The organism is Neobacillus sedimentimangrovi (assembly GCF_010614825.1).
Lineage (GTDB): Bacteria > Bacillota > Bacilli > Bacillales > Cytobacillaceae > Neobacillus > Neobacillus thermocopriae.
Genome location: NZ_JAAFZF010000085.1, coordinates 1 through 4,355, shown reverse-complemented (window position 1 = coordinate 4,355; position 4,355 = coordinate 1). Strand labels below are relative to the sequence as shown.

The window sequence follows — 4,355 nt, the reverse complement described above, 5'->3', positions numbered from 1 at the left end:
AAGAACATTGAAGGAATTGAAGTCAAAAATTAATCATTACATGGTTTACTATAACAATTACCGCTATCAGTGGAATTTAAAAAAGATGACCCCTATTCAGTATAGGAATCATCTTCTAGCTGCTTAATCTCTTTTTTTAAAGTGTCCTTGACATGGGTACCATTTTACAAAGGCTTCGCTTTTTTGTATTAAAGATTTTTATCATCAATGGAATTTAACCAATTTTCTATTTCACCAACAACTGATTGAACACAACCATCTTGAAACGGTGAAATGAGATTGGCTGCTTCAACTAACTTAAGAAATGACATACTGCCTCCAAGTTTGCACAATTTTACATAATCTCTCCAAGCTTCGTCCCAGTTTTCTCTTGACCGTTTCCAGAATTGGAAGGCACAAATTTGCGCAAGGGTATAATCGATATAATAAAATGGTGAACTATAAATATGACCTTGACGTTGCCAAAAACCGCCATTTTCTAAATACTCAAATCCATCATAGTCTTTATGAGGTAGATATTTTTGTTCAATTTCACGCCACTTTAATTTTCGCTCTTTTGGTGTTGCTTCCGGATTTTCATAAACCCAATGTTGGAATTCATCCACTGAAACACCATATGGCAAGAATAATAATCCATCACTTAAATGTGAAAACTTATATTTATCCGTTTCCTCTTTAAAGAAAAGCTCCATCCATGGCCATGTGAAAAATTCCATACTCATAGAATGGATCTCACATGCTTCATAAGTTGGCCAATAATATTCCGGTATTTCAAAATGTCGGCTAGAATAAACTTGGAAAGCATGGCCTGCTTCATGGGTAAGAACGTCAATATCACCTGATGTTCCGTTGAAATTTGCAAAGATAAATGGGGCTTTATAATTTTCAATATACGTACAATAGCCGCCGCTAGCCTTTCCTTTCTTTGCAACAAGGTCCATTAAGCCATTTTTTTGCATAAATTGGAAGAATTCTCCTGTTTCTTCTGAAAGCGCTTTATACATTTTTTGCCCGTTATTAATAATCCATTCAGGATTCCCCTTTGGTGTGGCATTACCTGTTTGATAATTAATCGTTTCATCGTAATATTTCAACTTGTCTAAGCCAAGACGTTCCCGTTGTCTTTCTTTTAGTTTTGTCGCAATTGGAACAATAAAGTCCTTCACCTGTTGTCGGAAGTTTGCAACCATATCAGCATTATAATCTGTTCTCATCATTCGGTAGTAGCCAAGCTCTACAAAATTTTTGTATCCGAGAGCATGGGCAATTTCAGTTCTCACTTTCACTAATTCGTCATAAATACGGTCAAACTCTGCCTCATGACTTGCAAAGAATCCAAATTTTGCTTCACTTGCTCGCTTCCGCATTTCTCTATCGGTGGATTCGATAAATGGATCTATTTGTGCAAGAGTCCGCTCCTCACCTTCAAAATTTATTTTTGCAGACGCAACCAGCTTTGTATATTCGGTTACTAAGCGATTTTCCTTTTGAAGCAATGGAACGATTTCTGGTTTAAATGTTTTAAGTTGACCTTCCGCCAATGCAAATAGCTGGGCTCCCCATTTCTGTTCCAATTCTTTGCGGAATGGTGAAGTTGTTAATGCTTGATAATATTTTGTTACCAACCCTTCAATTTCTGGACCAATTTCATCCATATAATCTTGTTCAGCTTTATAAAATTCATCGTTCGTATCTATGGAATGACGAATATAACAAAGGTTGAACATAGTGCCAATGTCATTTCTCAACTTATTAATCTCATTCATTGCTTTGCTTTGTTCGTCAACAGTGTTAGCTTTTTTAAAGTTTTCTAGTGCAGTATTAAATTTAGACTTTACTTCTTCCAAATTAGGTCGTACGTATGTATAGTCATTAAAGCTCATCAATATAACCCCCTCTTTGAATATTTTAATATTTCAACCTATTCCATTATATACTAATGCTACCTATTAGATAACAAAAAAAACGACCGACTGGCCGTTATTAATATTTTCCTGCAGGTAAACCTAATTTTTTTAATAGATCGATTGCAACTAATTTTTCTTCATCAGATAGGCTAGACATGAGATGATCAATTTGCTTTGCGTGTTCTGGGAAAATGTCTTGAATCAGTTTTTTTCCCTTCTCGGTGATTTGTGCGTAAATTACCCTTCTGTCTTTTGGACAAGCACTTCTTTGTAATAAACCTTTCTGTTCCAATTTATCAACTACATAAGTGATGCTTCCGCTAGCAAGTAAGATTTTTGCACCGATTTGCTGAAGCGGTTGATCACCTTTATGATAAAGTAGTTCCAATACTGCAAATTCGGTAGGATTTAAACCATTTGCCTGAATAACTTTATTTACATGCTCGTTAATAGCCTTGTAAGCTCTAGATAAAACAATAAATAGCTTTAAAGATGTAGCTGTCGAATCATTTTCCATCTAAACCCATCCTTTAATATCTCAATTTCAAAGTTATTATAAAAAAATATTGAGTCACTGTCAATTTTATCAAGAAATAGAAAGGAATTTCTCTGACAAATGGAGAAAAACAGATGTTATAATAAAAAAGTATGTGACAGAATTATGTTTGAGGTAGTCATATGAAAAGGTTTAAAGGAAATTTTTATCTTTATTTGACCATTGTTATTATCCCGCTTCTTTTTCTAGGGCTCTACTTTGGTTTAGATATTTTAAAAGAAAATGATTTTAAAAGAGAAAATCAAGCAAAGTGGATCGCTTCGATTTATAAAGAACAATGGGATCAATTCATTAGTGAAACTGTGACAAGCCTTGAAATTCTTTCTATTACCGCACGAGAAAACCTCGATTCCCCTAAGAAAATGGAACCATTATTAGTTCAAGTGAATCAAAATGACCCAAGATATGGAGGTCTTTATTTATTAGATTCGAAAGGGAACTTAATGGCTGGTACCGTACCACTAAGGACGGAGGAAAACTTTTCAGAAATACCATTTATTAAGGAAGTCATTAAAGCCAAAGATATTATTATCTCAGACCATAAAGAAGTTCTGAGAAACAACCAACTCGTAATAGGTTTAGCAACTCCTGTTCTTGATGAGAAAAATGAGTTAAAAGGAATACTAGTTGCTGATCTGCGAATTGATTATATGAAAAATGTCATGAAAGTTCTCACACCAGATACGAAGCTTTATGTAGTAAATGGGGGGGATAAACCCATTCTAGAGATGAACGTTGATCGAAATGAAATATATAAACAAAAAGATTGGGTAACTTTGCCAATGAATCAGTTACCATGGAACATTAAAGTCAAAATTGCTGACCGTGATTTATCGGAACTAGGATTAGCTATCAGTCAAATCATTTTTATCATACTTATTATTACTCACGTTCTTTATCTGCTCATAGAATACATAATGCTTAGAATTAAGACCAAAAAAGAAAGAAAGGAAAATGAAATACATAAACTTGAATTAGTCGGTTCTTTAGCCGCAAGTACTGCGCATGAAATACGAAATCCATTAACAGGGGTAAAGGGATTCATTCAACTATTAAGTGAGAAATATACTGAAGAAGAGGACCAATATTATTTTAATGTAATAAATTCAGAATTGAATCGGATCAACCAAATTGTTGGTGAGTTCTTAATTCTTGGCAAGCCTACTGCTCAATTGATGAACAATGTAAATATAATTGAGACGCTTAATGAGTTAAAACCATTAATTGTGTCGGAAGCGAATGCTCATAATATTGAGTGTAAATGGTTACTTCCGGATCAACCTGTCATGGTCAAATGTGCAAAAGACCAAATGAAACAAGTCATTTTAAATTTAACAAAAAATGCGTTTGAATCAATTGAACGTTGTGGGACAATACAGGTAAAACTTCAGTTACTGGAACAAGAATGTAAACTTGAAATCATTGATAATGGGAAGGGAATCCCAGAGGAAGATATAGAAAAAATTTTCCAACCATTTTATACATCAAAAGCTACTGGAACTGGTCTTGGATTAGTTATTTGTAAAAGAATCATTGATTCCTTTGACGGAAAAATTCAAATTTATAGTACTGTATCAGTTGGTACAACTGTGGAAATCACTCTTCCAATCGTAAAAAATAAATAGGAATCAATGGAAAAAGGATGGCTAGTCCATCCTTTTTATTTTACGTGCGCCCGGCATGGGTGTAATCTATAGGGTGAAAGTCCCGAGCTGCGAAGGCAGAAGTAGCAGTTAGCTTAACGCAAGGGTGTCCGTGGTGACGCGGAATCTGAAGGAAGCGAGCGGCAAACTTCCGGTCTGAGGAACACGAACTTCATATGAGGCTAGGTATCACTGGGTGAGTTTGCATGACAAAACAAAGCCCTTTCTGCCGAAGGTGATACAGAGTAA

General features: G+C 34.9%; 4 protein-coding genes. 2 read left to right on the top strand and 2 right to left on the bottom strand.

The genetic code is table 11. The features are described from left to right. A partial coding sequence (locus tag GZA11_RS16055) for an IS3 family transposase (RefSeq protein ID WP_163183607.1) occupies positions 1-127 on the top strand: 127 nt, incomplete at its 5' end. Positions 128-188: 61 nt separating this feature from the next. Here GZA11_RS16055 and GZA11_RS16050 read toward each other — a convergent pair. Together GZA11_RS16050 and GZA11_RS16045 are read right to left on the bottom strand one after the other, a co-directional pair. Then, positions 189-1,883 carry a M3 family oligoendopeptidase gene (locus GZA11_RS16050; RefSeq protein ID WP_038540594.1) on the bottom strand — a complete coding sequence of 565 codons (1,695 nt, stop codon included), beginning with the start codon at positions 1,881-1,883 and terminating at the stop codon, positions 189-191. A 100-nt stretch (positions 1,884-1,983) separates the two neighbouring features. Continuing rightward, the gene (locus GZA11_RS16045; protein ID WP_038540596.1) at positions 1,984-2,424 is read right to left on the bottom strand and encodes a MarR family winged helix-turn-helix transcriptional regulator; all 441 of its coding nucleotides are present in this window, start codon (positions 2,422-2,424) and stop codon (positions 1,984-1,986) included. Between the two features lie 161 nt (positions 2,425-2,585). On the opposite strand from GZA11_RS16045, the gene GZA11_RS16040 reads away from it, so the two are divergent. After that, positions 2,586-4,088 carry an ATP-binding protein gene (locus tag GZA11_RS16040; protein ID WP_163184382.1) on the top strand — a complete coding sequence of 501 codons (1,503 nt, stop codon included), beginning with the start codon at positions 2,586-2,588 and terminating at the stop codon, positions 4,086-4,088. Positions 4,089-4,355: the final 267 nt, after the last annotated feature.